Source organism: Achromobacter insuavis (assembly GCF_902859645.1).
GTDB classification, from domain to species: Bacteria; Pseudomonadota; Gammaproteobacteria; order Burkholderiales; family Burkholderiaceae_B; genus Achromobacter; species Achromobacter insuavis.
In genome coordinates this window covers 116,457-136,713 of the sequence record NZ_CADIJR010000007.1, presented here as the reverse complement: position 1 = coordinate 136,713, position 20,257 = coordinate 116,457, and the positions used below count along the sequence as shown (strand labels likewise).

The 20,257-nt window shown below is 66.8% G+C and carries 20 protein-coding genes; 1 reads left to right on the top strand and 19 read right to left on the bottom strand.

What is annotated here, in order from left to right; all coding sequences use genetic code 11:
* The 7 genes from H0523_RS06655 to H0523_RS06625 form a co-directional block, all read right to left on the bottom strand.
* Positions 1-647: thiolase family protein (locus tag H0523_RS06655; RefSeq protein WP_180180041.1), on the bottom strand; the 647-nt coding region annotated here is incomplete at its 3' end.
* Positions 644-2,434, bottom strand: coding sequence for an AMP-dependent synthetase/ligase (locus H0523_RS06650; RefSeq protein ID WP_231689768.1), 1,791 nt, complete (start codon positions 2,432-2,434; stop codon positions 644-646). The genes H0523_RS06655 and H0523_RS06650, both read right to left, overlap by 4 nt.
* A 62-nt stretch (positions 2,435-2,496) precedes the next feature.
* Positions 2,497-3,291, bottom strand: a complete 795-nt coding sequence (locus H0523_RS06645; protein ID WP_054429931.1) for an ABC transporter ATP-binding protein — start codon at positions 3,289-3,291, stop codon at positions 2,497-2,499.
* A gap of 40 nt (positions 3,292-3,331) precedes the next feature.
* Positions 3,332-4,513: an ABC transporter substrate-binding protein gene (locus H0523_RS06640; RefSeq protein WP_054429934.1), complete on the bottom strand. Its 1,182-nt coding sequence runs from the start codon at positions 4,511-4,513 to the stop codon at positions 3,332-3,334.
* 41 nt (positions 4,514-4,554) lie between these two features.
* Positions 4,555-5,592 (bottom strand): branched-chain amino acid ABC transporter permease, encoded by a 1,038-nt coding sequence (locus H0523_RS06635; RefSeq protein ID WP_054429936.1) that lies wholly within the window; start codon positions 5,590-5,592, stop codon positions 4,555-4,557.
* A 2-nt stretch (positions 5,593-5,594) separates the two neighbouring features.
* Complete coding sequence (locus H0523_RS06630; protein ID WP_054429938.1) at positions 5,595-6,473, bottom strand: branched-chain amino acid ABC transporter permease; 879 nt, start codon at positions 6,471-6,473, stop codon at positions 5,595-5,597.
* Positions 6,473-7,270 carry an ABC transporter ATP-binding protein gene (locus tag H0523_RS06625; RefSeq protein WP_275261062.1) on the bottom strand — a complete coding sequence of 266 codons (798 nt, stop codon included), beginning with the start codon at positions 7,268-7,270 and terminating at the stop codon, positions 6,473-6,475. Before H0523_RS06625 ends, H0523_RS06630 begins: the two co-directional genes overlap by 1 nt.
* 258 nt (positions 7,271-7,528) lie before the next feature.
* Between H0523_RS06625 and H0523_RS06620 the strand changes: the two genes are divergently transcribed.
* On the top strand, positions 7,529-8,332 hold the full coding sequence (locus H0523_RS06620; protein WP_054429942.1) for an enoyl-CoA hydratase/isomerase family protein: 804 nt from the start codon (positions 7,529-7,531) through the stop codon (positions 8,330-8,332).
* A 9-nt stretch (positions 8,333-8,341) separates the two neighbouring features.
* On the opposite strand, the gene H0523_RS06615 is transcribed toward H0523_RS06620, so the two are convergent.
* The 12 genes from H0523_RS06615 to uvrB all read right to left on the bottom strand — a co-directional run bounded on the left by H0523_RS06615 (position 8,342) and on the right by uvrB (position 20,250).
* A complete protein-coding gene (locus tag H0523_RS06615; RefSeq protein WP_054429944.1) occupies positions 8,342-10,444 on the bottom strand; it encodes a TonB-dependent siderophore receptor in 2,103 nt (700 codons plus the stop codon).
* 221 nt (positions 10,445-10,665) lie between these two features.
* Positions 10,666-11,556 carry a methylglyoxal synthase gene (locus tag H0523_RS06610; RefSeq protein WP_006395858.1) on the bottom strand — a complete coding sequence of 297 codons (891 nt, stop codon included), beginning with the start codon at positions 11,554-11,556 and terminating at the stop codon, positions 10,666-10,668.
* Between the two features lie 103 nt (positions 11,557-11,659).
* The gene (iscX, locus tag H0523_RS06605; protein WP_006395859.1) at positions 11,660-11,854 is read right to left on the bottom strand and encodes a Fe-S cluster assembly protein IscX; all 195 of its coding nucleotides are present in this window, start codon (positions 11,852-11,854) and stop codon (positions 11,660-11,662) included.
* Positions 11,854-12,195 carry an ISC system 2Fe-2S type ferredoxin gene (fdx, locus tag H0523_RS06600; RefSeq protein ID WP_006395860.1) on the bottom strand — a complete coding sequence of 114 codons (342 nt, stop codon included), beginning with the start codon at positions 12,193-12,195 and terminating at the stop codon, positions 11,854-11,856. Before fdx ends, iscX begins: the two co-directional genes overlap by 1 nt.
* A 9-nt stretch (positions 12,196-12,204) precedes the next feature.
* Positions 12,205-14,067: a Fe-S protein assembly chaperone HscA gene (gene hscA, locus H0523_RS06595; protein WP_054429946.1), complete on the bottom strand. Its 1,863-nt coding sequence runs from the start codon at positions 14,065-14,067 to the stop codon at positions 12,205-12,207.
* Between the two features lie 73 nt (positions 14,068-14,140).
* On the bottom strand, positions 14,141-14,653 hold the full coding sequence (gene hscB, locus H0523_RS06590) for a Fe-S protein assembly co-chaperone HscB (RefSeq protein ID WP_054429948.1): 513 nt from the start codon (positions 14,651-14,653) through the stop codon (positions 14,141-14,143).
* A gap of 3 nt (positions 14,654-14,656) precedes the next feature.
* Positions 14,657-14,980, bottom strand: coding sequence for an iron-sulfur cluster assembly protein IscA (gene iscA / locus H0523_RS06585; RefSeq protein WP_054429950.1), 324 nt, complete (start codon positions 14,978-14,980; stop codon positions 14,657-14,659).
* A gap of 2 nt (positions 14,981-14,982) precedes the next feature.
* Entirely contained in the window at positions 14,983-15,387 is a 405-nt protein-coding gene (gene iscU / locus H0523_RS06580; RefSeq protein ID WP_006386173.1) for a Fe-S cluster assembly scaffold IscU, read from the bottom strand.
* 33 nt (positions 15,388-15,420) lie between these two features.
* Complete coding sequence (locus H0523_RS06575) at positions 15,421-16,632, bottom strand: IscS subfamily cysteine desulfurase (RefSeq protein ID WP_006395865.1); 1,212 nt, start codon at positions 16,630-16,632, stop codon at positions 15,421-15,423.
* Between the two features lie 18 nt (positions 16,633-16,650).
* Complete coding sequence (gene iscR / locus H0523_RS06570) at positions 16,651-17,193, bottom strand: Fe-S cluster assembly transcriptional regulator IscR (RefSeq protein WP_035360559.1); 543 nt, start codon at positions 17,191-17,193, stop codon at positions 16,651-16,653.
* 190 nt (positions 17,194-17,383) lie between these two features.
* Complete coding sequence (locus H0523_RS06565) at positions 17,384-17,875, bottom strand: low molecular weight protein-tyrosine-phosphatase (protein WP_006386176.1); 492 nt, start codon at positions 17,873-17,875, stop codon at positions 17,384-17,386.
* Between the two features lie 248 nt (positions 17,876-18,123).
* Positions 18,124-20,250, bottom strand: coding sequence for an excinuclease ABC subunit UvrB (gene uvrB / locus H0523_RS06560; protein ID WP_231689756.1), 2,127 nt, complete (start codon positions 20,248-20,250; stop codon positions 18,124-18,126).
* Positions 20,251-20,257 lie beyond the last annotated feature (7 nt).

Genomic DNA, 20,257 nt, shown 5'->3' with positions numbered 1-20,257 from the left:
GCCGGGTCGGCGCGCTCGCGGATGCCTTCGTCGCGCGCCGGCGTGCCGGCCGGCCCCGGCAACAGCTCGGCGTGGCGGCCCGCGCTGGCCGCCTGCCAGGCGCGCGCATGGCTTTGCATCGACCACGCGTCCAGTTCTTCGCGGCGCAACTGCCACTGCTCGGCGATACGCTCCGCGCTCTCGATCTGATGGATCAAGGGATAACGTTGCAGCAGTCCGGGGTTCAGCGATTCGAAGCCGCGGAACTCGCCCTGCCCCAGCGTCACGTCCAGGAACATGGGCACCCGGCTCATGCTCTCGACGCCGCCCGCCACCACGTAGCGCATATCGCCCGCGGCAATCGCCTGCGCCCCGACATGCACGGCTTGCTGGCTCGACCCGCACATGCGGTTCAAGGCCACGCCCGGCACCGTTTGCGGCAGGCCCGCCAGCAGCGCGGCCAGGCGGCCGATGTTGGCGCCCTGCTCGCCCGCCTGGCTGACGCAGCCGGCCACCACGTCGTCCACCTGTCCGGCCGGCAGGCCGGCGCGGGCCAGCACGCCCTGGATGGCCATGGCCAGCAAGTCATCGGGCCGGGTATCGGCCCACCAGCCGCCGCGCCGCCCGAACGGGGTGCGCACCGCTTCCACGATCACCGCGTCATTCATGCCGGCGTCTCCTCGGCGTACAGCCGTTCGATCTCGTCCGCGTAGCTGCGGTAGATGCTGGCGCGCCGCACCTTCATGGTCGCGGTCACCTCGCCATCGTCATGATCCAGTTCCTTGGTCAGCAGATGGAAGCGCTTGATCTGCGCCACGGGCGCCAGCCCCGCGTTGGCGCGCGCCACCTCGCCGGCCACCAGTTCCCGCACCTGCGCGCACTCGGCCAGCGAACGGAAATGGGTGAAGGCGATGCGCTGCGATTCGGCCCACTTGCCCACCGTCTCGAACTCCAGCTGGATCAGCGCGGCCACATAGCGCCGGCCGTCGGCGACGACCACGCACTCCTTCACGTAGGGACTGCTCTTGACCGCGTTCTCGATCTCGGACGGCGTCAGGTTCTTGCCGCCGGCCGTGATCATGATGTCCTTCAGGCGATCGACGATGCGCAGCTGGCCGTCCCGCACCGCGGCCACGTCGCCCGTGTGCAGCCAGCCGTCGCGCACCGTGTCGGCGGTGGCGGCGTCGTTCTTGTAGTAGCCCGCGAACACCATCTCGCCGCGCATCTGCAATTCACCCGCCTCGCCCAGGCGCCATTCGACGCCCAGGATCGGCTCGCCCACCGTGCCCGCCTTCACACGGTCCGGGTGCTGGCCGAAGATCATGCCGGTCGACTCGGTCAGGCCATACACCTCCACCAGCGGCACGCCGAGATTGCGGAAGTAGCGCACCACCTCGGGCGCGATCGGCGCCGCCCCCGTCATCGCCACCCGCACGCGCCGCAGGCCGATGAAGTTCTGCAGGGCCCGCAACACCAGCCAGTACCACAGGGCGTAGGTCAGCCGTTCGCCCGCATTGCGCTGCCCGGCCGACTTTTCCGCGAACGGCGCGCAGGCCGCCATGGCCCGCTGGTACAGCCAGCGCTGCAGGCGCCCGGCCTCCTGCATCTTGATCGAGATCGACGCGTGCAGCTTCTCCCAGATACGGGGCACGCCCAGGAACACGGTCGGCGCCACTTCGCGCAGGTCTTCCTGCACGGTGCGGATCGACTCGCCGAAATTGACCTGCGCGCCCAGGTAGATGGGCACGAAGGTCGACAGCATCTGCTCGGCCACGTGGCACAGCGGCAGATACGACAGGTGCACGCTGCCCGCGTCCATCCCCAGGCGGTCGGCGATCCCCGGCGCCACGCCGCGCATGTTGCGATAGCTCAGCATCGCGCCCTTGGGCTTGCCGGTCGACCCCGAGGTATAGATCATCAATCCCAGGTCATCCAGCCGCTGCCCGTCCAGCACGCTGTTCAACGCCGGCAGCGCCTCGGCCTCCATCCGCTGGCCGTCGGCCTCCAGTTCGGCGAAGGCGATGATGCGGTCGCGCTCGGCCGGCGCATAGGAGCGCAGGCCCTTGGTCTCCATCACCACGATGCGGCGCAACAGCGGCAGGCGATGCGCCACCTGCAGCACCTTGTCGGTCTGCTCCTGGTCCTCGCACACCACCAGCTCGACGTCGGCGTGCTCCAGCACATAGCCCATTTCCTCGGCCGGGCTGGTCGCGTAGACGCCCACCGCCACGCCGCCGGCGGCGCCCGCGCCCAGCTGCGTCAACAGCCACTCCAGCCGGTTCTCCGCCACGATCGCCACGCGTCCGCCGCGCGACAGGCCGGCCGCCTGCAGCCCCAGCCCCACGCGGCAGGCGCCGCGCCAGTACTGCGCCCACGACACCGGCCGCCAGATGCCGAAGTCCTTCTGCCGCACGGCGATGCCGTCGGGCTGGCGGCGCGCCTGCTCGCGCAGCATCTGCGGCAGCGTCAGCGCCGGCCAGGCATCCGGATTCACGCGGGAACCTCCGCCAGGCGCGCTCATGACAGCCAGCGCTTGCGGCGCTTGTAGTGCTTGATGTCGCGAAAGCCGCGCGCCTCGCCCGACCCGCCCACGCCCAGATAGAACTCGCGCACGTCGGGGTCGGCCGCCAGCTTCTCGGCCGTGCCGTCGATCACCACCTTGCCGGTCTCCATGATGTAGCCGTAATGCGCCACCGCCAGCGCCACCGACGCGTTCTGCTCGACCAGCAGCATCGACACCCCCTGTTCGCGATTGATGCGGGCGATGATGGAAAAAATGGCTTCCACCAGCATCGGCGACAACCCCAGCGACGGCTCGTCCAGCAGCATCAGCTTGGGCTGCGCGATCAGCGCCCGCCCGATCGCCAGCATCTGCTGCTCGCCGCCCGACAGATAGCCCGCCAGGCCGCGGCGACGCTCGTACAGGCGTGGAAAATACCCGTACACCAGATCGAAATCGGCCTTGGCGCCGCGCCTGCCGCTCAGCGCGTAGGTCGCGGCCACCAGGTTCTCCTCGACCGACAGATCCTCGAACACACGGCGTCCTTCCATCACATGCGCCAGCCCGGCGCGCACCAGGTTCTGCGGCCGCGCGCCGGCGGTGTCGCCGCCGTCGAACAGGATGCGCCCGCGCGCCAGCTCGCCGTCCTCCAGGTCGAGCAGGCGCGACACCGCCTTCAGCGTGGTCGACTTGCCGGCGCCGTTGCTGCCCAGCAGCGCCACGATGGCGCCGGCCGGCACCGACAGCGACAGGCCGCGCAGCACCTGCACCGCCTTGTTGTAGACCACCTCGATGTTGTTGATGTCCAGCACCGTGGATGGCGACGCGGCGTGTCCGGGAGTCACGGGCGCCTCACTGCAGCACGATCCAGTCGGAAGCCGGCACCATCTGCTTCTGCTTGGTATCGGCGCGATAGATCCGGCCCACCGGAATCGAATTGCCCTTGATGGTGATCGGCACGCCGATCAGTCCGCCGGTGTCGAAGTCCTTGATACCCTCCAGCGCCGCCTTCATGTTGGCGCTGGTCAGCTCCTTGCCCGCTTCCAGCGTGCGCTTGGCCACCTCGGTGAACAGCATCGCCGCCAGGAAGCCCTGCATGTAGCCGGTGCTCTGGTATTGCGGCCGCATCTCGCGGATCTTCTTGAGCATCGGCGCATCGGCCGTCTCGTCGTAGTAATAGCGGTACGGCATCACGCCCATGAAGCCCTCGGCGTCCTCGCCCATCTGCATCACGGTGGAGTTGTCCATGGTCCAGAACGTGCCCATGTAGCGCGTCTTCAGGCCCATGCGCTTGCCCTGCCCGACGAACTCGGGAATCGGCGCCAGCACGTAGCCGTGGAAGATGGTGAAGTCCGGATCGGCGCGGCGCAGCTTGATGACCTCGGTCGACACATCGACGCTGCCCGGCGGCGTCATGATCTCGGTGGCCACCGTCAGCCCCAGCTTCTGCGCCACCGCGCGCGAACTGGCGATCGGGTCGCGGCCGAACTCGGTGTCCGAATACACGAACGCCACCTTGGCGCCCGGCTTCTCCTTGGCGATGTAGCGCAGCAGGATGCCGAACATCTCCGTGTAGTCCGGCCCCAGCATGAACTGCGCCGGATACTTGGCCGGGTCGTTCAGCTCGGTCGCGAACGAGGCCCCCGTCATCAGGATGTTGCCCGAGCGATTCAGTTCGGCATTGATGGTCTTGGAGAACCCGGTCGAATCGCCATAGTAGAAATTGACCTTGTTCTGGCTGGTGATCTTCTTGAAGGCCGCCACCGACGCGTCCACCTTGTAGGCGGTGTCCTCCGGCACGTAACGCAGCTTGCGGCCCTTGATGCCGCCCTGGTCGTTGACGATCTTGACGTAGTCGGTGATGCCGGCATGGATGCCCTGCCCGGCGAACGCGAACACTCCGCTCAGCGGGATCGAGCCGCCCAGCACCAGGTCCTCCTCGGCCTGGGCCGCCGGCGCCGCGGCCAGCGCCAATGCCACGCCCAAGGGCGCCAGCAACTTCGATAAACCGCTGCCTATCCGGATGCGCTTCATGGTTTCGTCTCCTGGTTCTCTTGGGAATACGCGGCCGCCGTCTAGGTGCGGAATGGCCACAGATGGAAGTAGCGGCGCACGCGGCGCCAGATTTCCGCGAGCCCGTGCGGCTCGAAGATCAGAAAGCCCACGATCAGCAGGCCGAACACGATGGTGCGCACCGGCGAGATCAGCCGCAGGGCATCGCCCCCCACCGGCAGCCAGCCCACCACCAGCTTGAGCAGTTCGGGCACCATGGTCATGAACACGGCGCCCAGGATGGAACCCAGGATCGACCCCATGCCGCCCACGATGATGGCCGCCAGGAAGAAGATCGACATGATCAGCGGAAAGCTCTCCGGCGTGACCACGCGGAAGAAATACGCCCACAGGCCGCCCGCCACGCCCGCATAGAACGACGACAGCCCGAACGACAGCAGCTTGTAGCGCAGCAGATGGATGCCCAGCACCTCGGCGGAAATGTCGCGGTCGCGGATCGCGATGAACGCGCGGCCGATGCGCGTGCGGAACAGGTTGGCCGCGCCCAGCACCATCAGCGCCGTCAACGGCACGATCAGCCAATAGATCTTGAACGACGTGTCCAGATCGATCCCCAGCAGCCGCGCCGGCGGCACCTGCAAGCCGCCCGTGCCGCCAGTGAAGGCCCAATTCGCGAACACGAAGTGCGCGATGAAAGACGCCGCGATGGTCGAGATCGCCAGGTACAGCCCCTTGACCCGCAGCGACGGAATCCCCACCAGCAACCCGCCCAGCATCGCCACCACGCCCGCGCCCAGCAGGTTGAGCAACACCGGCGTGCCCAGCCGCAGTTCCATCACCGCCACCGTATACGCGCCCAGCCCCATGAACGCGGCCTGCCCCAGGCTCACCAGCCCGGTGTAGCCGGTCAGGATGTTCAACCCCGTGGCGCTGGCCACGTTGATCGCCACCAGGCACGCCAGGTACAGCCAGTAGGCGTCGGCCACGAACGGGAACAGCGCCAGCGACGCCGCCAGCGACGCCAGCCACAGCCGCTGGGTTGTTGTGTCGAACAGCGCCTCGTCGGCCCGGTAGGTCTCTTTCGCGGTCGCGATGCGCATGGCTACAGCCTCTCGATTTCGCGCGTGCCGAACAGCCCGTAGGGCCGCATCATCAGCACCGCCACCAGCACCACGAAGGTCGCCAGCAGTTTGTATTCGCCGCCCAGGTAGGCGCCGGCCCAGGCCTCCAGCAGCCCGATGAAGATGCCCCCCACCAGCGCCCCGGCCACGCTGTCCAGCCCGCCCACGATCACCACCACCAGCACCGACAGGCCGAACACGCCCATCGACGACGAGATGCCGCCGATCGCCCCCACGATCACCCCCGACACCGCCGCGATCGCGCCCGCCGCCGCCCACGACAGCGAGAACACCCGCGGCACGTTGATGCCCATCGCATACGCCGCCCCCTGGTCCGACGCGGTGGCGCGCAACGCCACCCCGCCGCGCCAGTAGCGGAACACCGCCAGCACCAGCAGCACCAGCGCCAGCGCCACCCAGAAGCCGTAGAACACCTTGGGCGCGACGAACGCCTCGCCCACCATCACCGGCGCGCGCGGCATGAACTCCGGCAGGCGGCGCTGGTCCGCGGTCCAGATCAGTTCCACCACGCCCACCAGGATCGACGCCAACCCCACGGTAATCATGAACACCGAGATCGGCGATTCGCCCAGCATCGGCCGGATCGTCACCCGCTCCACCACCGCGCCCAGCACGGCCGACAGCGCCACCGCCCCGGCGATCGCCGCCCACACCGGCCAGGCCATGCCGGCGGCGAAGGCATAGAACACATAGGCGCCCATCATCAGGAATTCGCCGATGGCGATGTTCACCACCCGCGTCGCCTTGTAGACGATCACGAACGCCAGCGCCGCCAGCGCGTACAGGCCGCCGCTGCCCAGCCCCGCCAGCGTCACCTCCAGGAAGAACAGACCGTCCATCAGGCCGCCTCGCGCAGCCGCCGGCGCAGGTCGCCGACGTCGCCCGCGCCCAGATAGGCCTTGATGACCTCGGGATCGGCCTGCACCGCCGCCGGCGTGCCATCGGCGATCACCTGGCCGAAGTTCAGCACCACCACGTGGTCCGACAGGTCCATCACCATGCCCATGTCGTGCTCCACCATCAGCACCGTCACGCCCCACTCGGCGCGCGCGTCGAGGATGAAGCGCGCCATGTCGTCGGTCTCCTCGCGGTTCATGCCCGCCACCGGCTCGTCCAGCATCAGCACCTTGGGCTGCATCGCCAGCGCCCGCGCCAGCTCCACCCGCTTGCGCAGCCCGTACGACAGCGCCGCCACCGGCGCATGGCGGATGTGGTCGATCTCCAGGAAGTCGATGATGCGTTCTTCGATATCGGCGCGCAGCGCCATCTCCTCGCGCCGCGCCCGGCCGAGGTAGAACAGCGCATCGAGCACATTGGTGCGCAGGTGGGCGTGGCGCCCCAGCTTGATGTTGTCCAGCACCGTCATGCCGCGGAACAGCGCGATGTTCTGGAAGCTGCGCGCCAGCCCCAGGCGGGCGCGCTCCGGCGCGGCCACGCGCGTGATGTCGCGGCCCAGGAAGCGGATGGTGCCCGCGGCCGGCCGGTAGAAACCCGAGATGGTGTTGAACAGCGAGGTCTTGCCCGCGCCATTGGGGCCGATGACCGTGGTGATGGATCCCGGCGCGACGCGAAAGCCCACGCCCGTGAGCGCCTTGACCCCGCCGAACGCCAACGTGACCCCATCCACCTCCAGCAAGGGAGGGCTATCGGATTGATCCACCTTTGTCTCCTCGCTGTTGATCGCGAAGCTGTTTTTCTATTGGCGGTGAATCAGCGTAGCCCCGAGGCAGGCGATGCGGCGAACCTGTCTTTACCTACGCTGTACAGCGCCGGAAAATCGTTCTATGCGTTACGCTTGCGTGGCGGACGGCAACCGAGCAAGCGCTTGGTTCCGACCATAGCATCGTGGTTTTTGGATCGAAAGTTGGTATTTACCCGATAACGGAGACAAGCCATGAACCCACCCTTGCCCGTCTTTCCCACCCTCTTGCTGGAAGCCGGCGACGGCATCGCCACGCTCACGCTGAACCAGCCCGCCACGCTCAACGCCATCGACGTCGCCATGGCGCTGGACCTGCAACGCGCCGCCCAATGGCTCGAAACGCGCGCCGACATCCGGGTCGTGCTGCTGCGCGGCGCCGGCAAGGCCTTCTGCGCCGGCGGCGACATCACACTGTTCGAAGGCGACGTCAACGCGGTGCGCGGCAAGCTGCTCGACCTGTTCACGCCGCTCAACGATTTCGTCGCGCACGTCGCGCGCATGGACTCGCTCTGGCTGGCGCAGGTCCACGGCGTCGCCGCGGGCGCCGGCCTGTCGCTGGTGCTGGCCTGCGACCTGGCCATCGCCGAGGCCGACACGCGCTTCATGACGGCCTACCTGAAGCTCGGCGCCACGCCCGACGCCGGCATGACGCATGGCCTGAACCGCCTGCTCGGCCCGCGCCGCGCGCTCGACCTGCTGCTGCGCCACGACGCCTTCAGCGCCGCCGATGCATTGGACTGGGGCCTGCTCAACCGCGTCGCCGACACGGGCCTGCTCGCGCAACAGGCGCAGGCCTATGCCAGTCAGCTCGCCAGCCACGCGCCGCACGGCATCGCCGGCGCCAAGCACCTGCTGCGCAACGCCGCGCACGCCCCGCTCGAAACGCAGCTGGCCGAAGAAACCGCCTGCTTCCTGGAGACCGCGCGGCGCGAGGATTTCGCCGAAGGCGTGCGCGCCTTCCGTGAAAAACGCGCGCCGCGCTTCCAGGGCCGCTGACGGCCCGCGTCAGAACTTGTAGGTGACGCTGGCGATCGCGCTGCGGCGCGCGCCGTACCAGCAATCGCCGCGCGACAGGCACGTCGCCAGATAGGTCTTGTCGGTCAGGTTGTTGACGTTCAAGGCATAGCGCCAGTGGTTGGTCTCGTACGCCATCATGGCGTCCACCAGCCACACCGGCGCCAGCTTCGGCCCATCGCCATCGCGGAACGACGCCATCCAGCGGGTGCCCGCGCCCACCGTGAAGCGCCCATCCAGGTTGTCGAGCGCGAAACGGTAGCGCCCCCACGCCGCGGCCTGATGGCGCGGAATGCCTTCCAGCTGCGGATCCAGATCGATGTAGTTGTAGTGCGCGATCACGTCGAACGACGACGTCACCTGGCCGCGCCATTCCAGCTCCAGGCCGCGCGTGCGCGTCTTGCCGGTCTGGATGTTGTTCAACGCCGCCGTCGGATCCGGCACCAGGCGGTTCTTCTCGCGCAGGTCGTACACCGACGCGGTGGCCAGGTGGGCGCCATCCGCCGACTGGTACTTGACGCCCGCTTCCCACTGTTTGCCGCGCAGCGGCTTGTACAGCTCGGGCACGGCGCCGTCGGGCGTGCTGCGCGTGGTGCTGGCCACCGGCGTGAACGATTCGCTGTAGCTGATGTATGGCGACCAGCCATTGCTGGCGGCGTACATCAGCCCGAACCGCTTGGTGGTGGCCTGCGCCTTGTCCACCTCGCCGCCTTCGAGCTGGCTGCGCGCGCGGTCGTACCGCAGACCCGCCGTCACGATCCAGTGCTGGCCGATCTTCATCTGGTCCTGCAGGTAGAGGCCCGTCTGGCGCTGCGTGAAGCGCGGCTCGCCGGTCAGCTCGGGGATATAGCCATTGCCGTACACCGGATCATAGGCGTCGATCGTATCCTTGCCGCTGCCGCTCTGGCGGTCGCGCCGGTAGCGCGACCAGTCCAGCCCCAACAACAGCTTGTGCGTCACCGCGCCGGTGCTCACCTCGCCCGTCAGATGCTGGTCCAGCGTGTCCATGCGCACCTTGGTGATGGTGTCATCGGCATAGCGGCCGATGATGCGCTGGTTGATCGGATCATCCGCCCAGCCGCCGGGCACCGAGAACGCATCCGCGTAGTGCGTGAAGTACGTCACCTTGTTGTTGGCGTGGCGGAAACCCTGGCTGAACGACCACTTGTCGTTGAACTGGTGCTCGAACAGCCAGCCGAAACTGCGGCGCTCGGAATCGTAGCGGTCATGGTCCGGTTCGCCGATGAAGCGATAAGTCGGAATCATGCCGTTCGGATTCGGCGTGCGCATGCCCGACCACGGCATGAACTGCGCGGTCGAACCCGACTTGTCCTTCTGGTACAGCGCCTGCAGCGTCAGCGTCGTCGCCGCGCTCGGCCGCCAGGTCAGCGACGGCGCCACCAGCGTTCGGTCGTCCGGCACATGGTGCACCTGGGTGTCGGCATCGCGCTGCAACGCCACCAGGCGGTACAGCCATTGGCCATCCTCGGTGACCGGCCCCGTCAGGTCGATCTGCGCCTGCTTGCGCCCATGGTTGCCCACCTGCACGCCGACCTCGCGCTGCGCCTCGGCCAACGGCCGCTTGCTGACCATGTTGATCAGGCCGCCCGTGCTGCCCTGGCCATACGTCATGGCCGCCGGCCCGCGCAGCACCTCGATGCGTTCCAGCATGTACGGATCGGGGCGGGTCGTGCTGGTGTAGTAATCGAACGCCTGGCGCATGCCGTCCAGGTAGACGTCGACATCGGTCCCGCGCACCCGCACGCTGTCGCTGCGCGAATCCAGGCCGTAGGCGTCGGAGCGCACGCCGGCCGCATAGCCCAGCGCCTCCTGCAGGCTGGTGGCGCCCTGGTCCACGATCTGGTCGCGCGGCACCACGGTGATCGACTGCGCCGTCTCGTTCAGCGGCGTGTCCGTCTTGGTGGCCGTGGCCGAACGCGTGGCGGCGTAGCCCAGCACCGGGCTGGTCGCCGTCTCCGCGCTGCCTTCCACCTTGACCGACGGCAACGTGGTCGGTTCGACGGGCGCGGACTGCGCGACCAGCGCGGCCGGCAGCAGGCTCAACGCCGCCGCCAGGCTGGCGCGGCGGGACATGGCAGGATCAAACATCGACGTGGCTCCCCTTGATGAAATTTGAAGAGCCAGATGTTAATGTTTCTCGTTATTGAAATCGTTCCTTTTCCCTACAAAAGGAAAGACTTCCCCTGTTTACAACAGGCCGCCCACGGGCAAAACGCCCCAAACGTCCCGCCCCATCAGGGAAAACGACAAGAAAAAAGGCGCCCCACAGGGCGCCTCGACAACACGCAACCGGGTCAACCGCGCCCGGCGCGCAACTCCACCGCCTTGGCCCAGCGCCGCGCCACCGATGGCGAGGTCGCGCAGGTGGCCGACTCCGTCACCACGCGCACCGCGCGTTCGAGCAGCTGGATATCGGCCTCATGCTGGCGCGCCACATGGGGATCTTCGAAGAAGATGACGCGCTGGCACTGGTGCTCCAGCACCAGTTCCGCGATCTGCGCATCGCCGCCCAGCGGACCGCTCAGGTAGCGGTGCACCCACGGCGTGTCCTTGGGCCAGCCGCGCGACCAGGCCAGTTCGTTCAGGCGGCCGCCGGTGGTGCCGGTGGCCACGCGCCGCGCGAATTGCGACAGCACGTCGAAGTGCTCGGCGGCGAACGCCACCATCTCGTCCTTGAGCGCATCGTGCGCGATCAGCGCCAGCGTCTGGCCGGTGTAATTGAACAGCCGCGACGCCGCCATGTCCGGCGCCAGGCCCGCATGCACGCGCTCGACCTCCATCCACTCGATGGCGCCGGCCAGCGTCGAGATGAACGGCCGGCCATGCGTGATGCACTGGCGCTTGAGCGCCAGCGCCTCGGGAAAGATCGACGACGGGTCCACCGGATCGATCAGGTAGATCGCGCCATCGAACGGCTCCTGCCCATCGCGGCCCTCGGTCACGCGCGCCACCAGCTTCATCAGCCCGCCTTCGCGGCCATACGGATAGCGGATCAGGCCGGAATAGCCTTGCAGCATGCCCTCGCGCACGATGGCATCGTGGGTGCGGCCCACGGTATGCAACTGCACGCCCAGTTCGCGGATGGTGGACGAACAGGCCCGCAGCCAGGTGAACAAGGCGGCGTCGGGCGATTCATGGTGCAGCCGGTTGGCGGCCAGGCCAAAGCGCAGGGGAGCAGCGGGCATCGGTAGACTCAGGGCAAGGACAACGAAGAGAGCCTTGATGATACCCCGCGTGCGCGGCCCCAATGCAAAAAACGCTCCCCGAGGGGAGCGTTTCGCGCCAGGATCAGTCGGCCTCGTCGATCCAGGCCATCTGGATGGCCTCCAGGATCTTCTCGCCGCTGCGTTCCGGGTCGTCATTGAAGCCCGGCAAGGCCAGCACCCATTCGCGCAGCTGCGTGAAACGCAGCGTCTTGGGGTCGACATCCGGATGCGTATCCGCCAGCGCCTCGGCGATCTGGTAAGTATCGGTCCACTTCATCAATGGCCCTCTTTCGCGTGGTTGATGGTGTACTTGGGAATCTCCACCGTCAGGTCGGCGTCCGTCACCAATGCCTGGCACGACAGGCGCGAGGTCGGCGTCAGGCCCCAGGCCTTGTCCAGCAGATCCTCTTCGTCGTCGGTCGCGTCTTCCAGCGAAGCATAACCCTGCTTGACCACCACGTGACAGGTCGTACACGCGCACGACAGCTCGCAGGCGTGTTCGATGTCGATGTGGTTGTCCAGCAGGACGCGGCAGATCGACACGCCCTTGGGCGCGTCCTCGATCACGGCGCCCTCGGGGCAGTAGTCGGGATGAGGCAGTACAGTCAGTTTCGGCATAGCTTCTTATCAGGCGATTTCGTCAAGTTTGCGGCCGGCCAGCGCGGCGCGGATGCTGCGGTCCATGCGGCGCGCGGCGAATTCATCGGTCGCGGCCGACAGGGCCTCGACCGTGGCCTTCACCGCGTCCACGTCCTGCGCCTCCTGGGCGCGGGCGGCCGCCTGCAGGCATTCATCGACCCGTTGGCGTTCCTCTGCGTTCAGCAGGTCGCCGTCCACCGCCAGCGCGGCCTGCACCGATTCGACCAGCTGGCGCGCTTCCACCTGCTGCTCGCGCAGCATGCGGGCGCGGGCATCGTTGTCGGCCTGCGCCACGCTATCGGCCAGCATGCGCGCGACTTCGTCGTCGCTCAGGCCATACGATGGCTTGACCGACACCGCCGCTTCCACGCCCGTGCTCTGTTCACGCGCGGTCACGCTCAACAGGCCATCGGCGTCCACCTGGAACGTCACGCGGATGCGCGCGGCGCCCGCCACCATCGGCGGAATCCCGCGCAGCTCGAAGCGCGCCAGCGAACGGCAATCCGTCACCAGGTCGCGCTCGCCCTGCAGCACGTGGATGCTCATGGCCGTCTGGCCATCCTTGAACGTCGTGAATTCCTGCGCGCGCGCCACCGGAATGGTGCTGTTGCGCGGAATCACGCGCTCGACCAGCCCGCCCATGGTTTCCAGGCCGAGCGACAGCGGCGTCACGTCCAGCAGCAGCCAGTCCTCGCCCGGCGCGCGGTTGCCGGCCAGCAGATTGGCCTGCAGCGCGGCGCCCAGCGCCACCACCTGGTCCGGATCCAGATCGGTCAGCGGCTCGGCGCCGAACATCTCGCCGACCGCGGCGCGCACCACCGGCATGCGCGTGGCGCCGCCCACCATCACCACGCCGCGCACGTCGGCGGGTTTCAGTGCGGCGTCGCGCAGCGCCCGGCGCGCGCTCTCCAGCGTGCGCTGCACCAGCGGCTGCGCCAGCGCCTCGAACTGGGCGCGGGTCAGCGTGTGATCGATGACCTGGCCGTTGGCCAGCGTCAGTTTCAGCGTGGCGTCCTGCGCGTCCGACAGCGCCTCGCGCGCCGCGCGCGCCGCCATCAGCAGGCCGCGCCGGTCGGCGTGTGTCAGGTCGGTGGCGCCCGCGGCCGCCACCACGTGATCGACAATGAGCGAATCGAAATCATCGCCGCCCAGCGCGGTATCGCCGCCGGTCGAGATCACTTCGAACACGCCCTGCGTCAACCGCAGGATGGAAATATCGAAAGTGCCGCCGCCCAGGTCATAGACGGCATACACGCCTTCAGCGGCATTATCCAGGCCGTAGGCGATCGCCGCGGCGGTCGGCTCGTTCAAGAGGCGCAGCACGTTCAGGCCGGCCAGGCGCGCCGCGTCGCGGGTCGCTTGGCGCTGGGCGTCGTCGAAATAGGCCGGCACCGTGATGACGGCGCCCACCAGGTCGTCGCCCAGCACGTCCTCGGCGCGCTGGCGCAGCACCGCCAGGATCTGCGCCGACACTTCCACCGGGCTCAGATCGCCCTGCGCCGTGCGGATGCGCACCATGCCGGGCGCATCCACGAATTCGTACGGCGCGCGCGTGGCGCGCGCCTCTTCCAGCGAACGGCCCATGAAACGCTTGACCGACACCACCGTGTTCAGCGGATCCTCGGCCTGCTGCGCCAGGGGCTCGCGGCCCGTCGTGACCTTGCCGCCGGGAAAATAGCGCACCGCCGAGGGCAGCAGCACATGGCCCTGCGCATCGGGCAGGACTTCGGCAACGCTGCTGCGCACCGCGGCAACCAGGGAATTGGTGGTGCCCAGGTCGATCCCCACCGCCAGCTTGCGCTGGTGCGGCGCGGGCGATTCGCCGGGCTCGGATATCTGCAATAAGGCCATGATTGTTCTTTTCTACTCAGTAGGCGGCGAAGTCCGGGTCGCCTCGCGGCCGGGCCTTGCCCGGTCCCGTTGGCTAGGAATCGGGATGGGCGTGGGCCAGCTCTTGCGCCAGCTTCTCCACGAACATCCATTCCCGCACCTTGAGACCCGCGGCGGCGTAGTCGCGCTGTTCGTCCAGCAGGTGCGTCAACACCGTGCGCATCTGCTGCCGGGCTTCCTCCAGCTCGGTCCGCAGCGCGGCCAGGACGCCGGCGTCGTCGCGCGCATCGTCCATCATTTCGCGCCAGGTCATCTGCTGCATCAGGAAAGCCGTGTCCATCGACGTATTGCTCTCGGTCTGCAGATCCACGCCGGCCTGCTCGCACAGATAGCGCGCCCGCAACAGCGGATCGCGCAACTGGCGGTAGGCCTCATTGGCGCGCGCCGCCCACTGCATGGCCACGCGGCGTTCCGCGGGACTGGCGGTGGCAAAGCGGTCGGGATGCACCTGCGCGGCGACGGTGCGCCACGCCGATTCCAGCGCCTGGGCGTCCAGGTCGAAGCGTGACGGCAAGCCGAACAGGCTGAAGTGATCGTCTCCAGCCAAGACTTACACCGTGAACGACTCGCCGCAGCCGCAGGTCGCCTTCTCGTTGGGGTTGCGGAACTTGAAGCCTTCGTTCAGGCCTTCGCGGGCGTAGTCGAGCTCGGTGCCGTCCAGGTAGGCCAGGCTCTTGGGATCGACGAACACCTTCACGCCGAAGCTCTCGAACACCTCGTCCTCGGGCGCCGCGTCGTCCACGTACTCCAGCTTGTAGGCCATGCCGGAACAACCCGTCGTCCTAACGCCGAGGCGCAAGCCGATCCCCTTGCCGCGCTTTTGCAAGTAGCGGCCGATGTGGGTGGCGGCCTGTTGGGTCAGGGTAACGGACATGTTCAGCTCGCAACAGCTTCGGCCGGAACCGAATGCTTTTCCTTGTAGTTCTGCACGGCGGCCTTGATCGCGTCTTCGGCCAGGATCGAGCAGTGCACCTTCACGGGCGGCAGGGCCAGTTCTTCGGCGATCTGCGTGTTGCGGATGTTCATCGCTTCGTCCAGCGTCTTGCCCTTGACCCATTCGGTCACGAGCGAGCTGGAGGCAATGGCCGAGCCACAGCCATAGGTCTTGAAGCGCGCGTCTTCGATGACGCCGGCTTCGTTCACCTTGATCTGCAGCTTCATGACGTCGCCACAGGCCGGCGCGCCGACCATGCCGGTGCCCACCGAGTCGTCCGACTTGTCGAACGAACCGACGTTGCGCGGGTTTTCGTAGTGATCCAGGACTTTGGTGCTGTAAGACATGTTAGTTCTCCACGTATTCTTTGGCGCGGGCGCTTAGTGCGCGGCCCACTGCACGGTATTCAGATCGATGCCTTCCTTGGCCATTTCCCACAGCGGCGACATATCGCGCAGCTTGCCGACACGGCTCTTGAGCAGTTCGATGGTGTAGTCGACTTCCTGCTCGGTGGTGAAGCGGCCCAGCGTGAAGCGGATCGAGCTGTGCGCCAGCTCGTCGTTGCGGCCCAGGGCGCGCAGCACGTAGGAAGGTTCCAGGCTGGCCGAGGTGCAGGCCGAACCGCTGGACACGGCCAGTTCCTTGATCGCCATGATCAGGGACTCGCCTTCGACATAGTTGAAACTGACGTTCAGGTTGTGCGGCACGCGGTGGTCCATGTCGCCGTTGAGGTAGACCTCTTCGATCTGCGACAGGCCAGCCCAGAGGCGATCACGCAGCATGCGGATGCGCTCGTTTTCGGTGCCCATTTCTTCACGGGCCAGGCGGAAGGCCTCGCCCATGCCGACGATCTGGTGCGTGGCCAGCGTGCCCGAGCGGAAACCGCGCTCGTGGCCGCCGCCGTGCATCTGCGCTTCGATGCGCACACGCGGCTTGCGGCGCACGTACAGCGCGCCGATGCCCTTGGGGCCGTAGGTCTTGTGGGCCGAGAACGCCATCAGGTCGACCTTCAGCTTCTGCAGGTCGATCTCGACCTTGCCGGTGGCTTGCGCGGCGTCGACGTGGAAGATGATGCCCTTCTCGCGGCAGATCTCGCCCAGGGCTTCGATGTCCTGGATGACGCCGATTTCGTTGTTCACCATCATCACCGACACCAGCACGGTGTCGGGCCGCAGCGCCGCCTTGAAGACGTCCAGATCGATCAGGCCGTTGTCCTTGACGTCCAGGTAGGTCACTTCAAAGCCCTGGCGCTCGAGTTCACGACAGGTGTCGAGCACGGCCTTGTGCTCGGTCTTGATGGTGATGATGTGTTTGCCGCGCTCGGCGTAGAAGTTGGCGGCGCCCTTGATGGCCAGGTTGTCCGACTCGGTGGCGCCGGAGGTCCAGACGATTTCGCGCGGATCGGCGTTCACCAGCTTGGCGACTTCCTCGCGGGCACGTTCGACGGCGTCTTCGGCTTCCCAGCCGAACGAGTGGCTGCGCGAAGCGGGGTTGCCAAAGCTTTCGTACAGCCAGGGCACCATCTTTTCGACGACGCGCGGGTCGACCGGGGTCGTGGCCGAGTAGTCCAGGTAAATCGGGCGGGTGGTCATATCTACAACTCCTACTGCTTATACGGTGGCATTGGCCGCGACGGTGGTGGTCGGGGCGTTGGCGGCGTTATTAGTGCCTCCCACCCGATTCACGCGCACCGCGCAGGCCTGCGCTTGATTGTTGGCTTCCTGCAATTGGCGCACGCGCTGCTGATCGACCAGATCTTGCAGCGACACCGAATCCAGGTAATCGACCATCTTGCGATTCAACGTGGCCCAGAGTTCATGCGTCATGCACTTGCCAGGCTTGCCGTCGTTGCCGCTCGTACAGTCCCGCTTGCCGCCGCAGCTGGTCGCGTCCAGCGGTTCGTCGACGGCGAAGATGATGTCGGCCACGGTCACGTTGCGCGCCAGGCGGGCGAGCGAGTAACCGCCGCCGGGGCCGCGCACGCTGTCCACGAGTTCGTGGCGGCGCAGTTTCCCGAACAGCTGTTCCAGATAGGAAAGCGAAATATTCTGACGCTGGCTGATGGCCGCAAGAGTGACCGGGCCGCTATGCTGCCGCATAGCCAGATCGATCATGGCAGTCACGGCGAAACGCCCTTTGGTAGTTAGCCGCATGGTGAATTCCCTGTGATTCGGCAATGGCCGCCGGCGAATCCGGCGGTCAATACCCGAGTAATTGGCTCAAGTATAGCAAATTCCCGAGTAATTTGGTATGGCTCCCGGCTAGAAAAAACCGCGCTGTCGCGCGGTTCTTTTCACTGCCAATCGGCCAGGCGCCCCGCAGGGCGCCCCGGCGCACAGGGGATCAAGCCGCCTGGTATTGGGTAGCGCGCTTGCGGACCAGTTCGAGCACGCCCTGACAGGCGTCTTCGAGGTAGTCCAGTACCTTGCCGAAGCCGTCGGCACCGCCGTAGTACGGATCGGGCACGGTGGCCTCTTCGAACTCATTGGCGAAGCGCATCAGCAGCATCAGCTTGTGCTGGTACGCCTTGGGGCACTGTTGCTGCATGGCGGACAGATTGTCCCAATCCATGGCGAGGATGAGGTCGAAGTCGCGGAAGTCTTCCGCGGTGACCTGGCGGGCCTCACAGTGCGTGATCTCGTAGCCGCGCTTGCGCGCTGCGGCCTGCGCCCGGGCATCAGGCGCCTCGCCGATGTGAAACGCGTGCGTGCCCGCGGAGTCGATGCGAACCACATCGCCCAAACCCGCGTCGTTCACCAAATGGCGAAACACGCCCTCTGCGCTCGGCGAGCGACAGATATTGCCCATGCAAACGAAAAGTACCTTGGTCATCATGGGAGTAAGTGTGCGGGAAAACCCGAGATAAGGCAAGCTTTTTTTGTGGTTTCGCCATCCGTTACAAGCCAGCCCGGACCCAAAAATAACGCCAATAAATCATATAGTTAACATCTATATCTGAGACGCCCCGGAAGGCTGCGGATGCGTCATTCGCGCAAATTTCGGACATCCGCTGACAACATGATGACTTCTTCCAATATTCAGCATGTTGTCAGCGAAAAGATACGTTTAGATACGGATTGCGTTCATACCGCGCCGTCCAGCAGCACCCGCTGCTTCAACGCCGTCAGGGCGTCGCGGGCGGCGGCGGCCTGCTCGAACTCGAGGTTGCGGGCATGGTCCATCATCAGCTTTTCCAGGCGCTTGATTTCGCGCGCCAGGGCCTTCTCGTCCTTGAGCAATTCGGCCGGCACCGCGGCTTCGAGCGCGTCGTGCTGCACCGGCGCGACGATGCCGTCGATCAGTTCGCGCACCGCCTTATGCACGCCACGGGCGGTGATGCCATGGTCGGCGTTGAACTGCAGCTGCTTGGCGCGGCGACGGCTGGTTTCCTCCATGGCGCGCTGCATCGAATCGGTGATGCGGTCGGCGTACAGGATGGCGTGGCCGTTCAGGTTGCGCGCGGCGCGCCCGATCGTCTGGATCAGGCTGCGCTCGGAACGCAGGAAGCCTTCCTTGTCGGCATCCAGGATGGCCACCAGCGACACTTCCGGAATATCCAGGCCCTCGCGCAGCAGGTTGATGCCCACCAGCACGTCGAACGTGCCCAGGCGCAGGTCGCGGATGATTTCCACGCGTTCGACGGTGTCGATATCGGAGTGCAGATAGCGCACCCGCACGCCGTGCTCGGTCAGGAAGTCGGTCAGGTCCTCGGCCATGCGCTTGGTCAGGGTGGTGACCAGCACGCGGTCGCCCTGCCCCGTGCGGACCTTGATCTGCCCCAGCAGATCATCGACCTGGGTGCGGGCCGGCAGCACCTCGACGATCGGATCGACCAGGCCGGTGGGCCGCACCACCTGCTCGACCACGTTGTCGGCGTGTTCCTTTTCATAGGCGGCGGGCGTGGCCGACACGAACACGCACTGGCGCATGCGGGCCTCGAACTCCTCGAGCTTGAGCGGCCGGTTGTCCAGCGCCGACGGCAGGCGGAAGCCATACTGCACCAGGGTTTCCTTGCGCGAGCGGTCGCCCCGGTACATGGCGCTGAGCTGGCCGATGGTGACGTGGCTCTCGTCGATGAACATCAGCGCGTCGCCCGGCAGGTAGTCGATCAGCGTGGGCGGCGGCTCGCCGGGCGCGGCGCCCGACAGATGGCGCGAGTAGTTCTCGATGCCCTTGCAGAAGCCCAGTTCCTGCAGCATTTCCAGGTCGAAGCGGGTGCGCTGCTCCAGGCGCTGGGCCTCGACCAGATGGCCGTCGTCGACGAAGCGCTTGGTGCGCTCGCGCAGCTCCTCCTTGATGGTCTCGATGGCGCGCAGCACGGTGTCGCGCGGCGTCACATAGTGCGAACCGGGATAGACCGTGAAGCGCGGCAGCTTCTGGCGGATGCGGCCGGTCAGCGGGTCGAACAGCTCGAGGCTTTCGATCTCGTCGTCGAACAGCGTCAGGCGCAGCGCCAGTTCGGCGCTTTCCGCCGGGAAGATGTCGATGGTCTCGCCGCGCACGCGGAACACGCCGCGCGTGAATTCGGCGTCATTGCGGGTGTACTGCATGGCCACCAGCCGCGCCAGAATCTCGCGCCGCGAGATCTGGTCGCCGGCGCGCAGGATCAGCACCATCGCGTGGTAGTCGCCGGGGTTGCCGATACCGTAGATGCACGACACGGTGCCGACAATGATGGTGTCGCGGCGTTCCAGCAGGCTCTTGGTGGCCGACAGCCGCATCTGCTCGATGTGCTCGTTGATCGACGAGTCCTTTTCGATGAACAGGTCGCGCGTCGGCACGTAGGCCTCGGGCTGGTAGTAGTCGTAGTACGAGACGAAGTACTCCACCGCATTCTTGGGGAAGAACTCGCGCATTTCCGCGTACAGCTGCGCCGCCAGCGTCTTGTTGGGCGCCAGCACCAGCGCCGGCCGCCCCAACTGGGCGATGACGTTGGCCATGGTGTAGGTCTTGCCCGAACCGGTCACGCCCAGCAGGGTCTGGTACATCAGGCCGTCCTGCACGCCCTGGATCAGTCCCTCTATTGCGCCCGGCTGGTCGCCGGCGGGCGGATACGGTTGGTACAGGTGAAACGGGCTGTCGGGGTAATCGATGAACCCCGGGCCTGGGGCCGCCGCGGCAGCGCCAGGGGCCGTATCGGCCGCCCCGTCGGTGACGGCGCCAATGGCTGCGGCACCCGCCGCGCTCGGGTCTATTGCGCTCTTAGGCATGCTAGAC